The organism is Wolbachia endosymbiont of Tuta absoluta (assembly GCF_059414725.1).
This window is the reverse complement of sequence record NZ_JBNRJY010000091.1, coordinates 1-478: the sequence shown is the minus strand read 5'-3', so window position 1 is coordinate 478 and position 478 is coordinate 1. Positions and strand designations below refer to the sequence as shown.

Genomic DNA, 478 nt, shown 5'->3' with positions numbered 1-478 from the left:
TGTTGGCTTAATTACTCCACTAGCAGCAGATGTTAATAACACCTGGTCAAAGCTGAAAGAAGGTAAATCTGGCATCAAAGCAATCAATACAGATAGGTTCGACTCTTCTGATCGATCCAAAAGAAATTTGTAAAGGCCGTTGAGCATCGCACTGGTCACACTTATTCTGATTATGTATCATCTTTGAAAAGACTGAACTTTACTTCTCTTGAAATTCAACGAATTTTCTATATTTTTAGGACATTAATTTAATCCTCCGACTGAAAAGTAATCATATTGAACCATAGTTGGTTGGTTGGCACCTCGATTGCTGCCGTCATACTCAACGATAAAACCAAGGCTAAGTGTGTACCAACTTGGTCTATCTACACCTCACACGTCTATCGTTTGAAGTGTTTACTACAGAACGTTCTACAAAGAAAAGCACTAAATACCGCCATTTATCTCCAATTTACGTCTATCACATCACAAGCCAAAT

General features: G+C 37.7%; 1 pseudogene. It reads left to right on the top strand.

From position 1 onward, the window contains the following. Window positions 1–112, top strand: a pseudogene (locus tag ACJ5GX_RS01120) (beta-ketoacyl synthase N-terminal-like domain-containing protein); the annotation flags it as partial. Window positions 113–478: the final 366 nt, after the last annotated feature.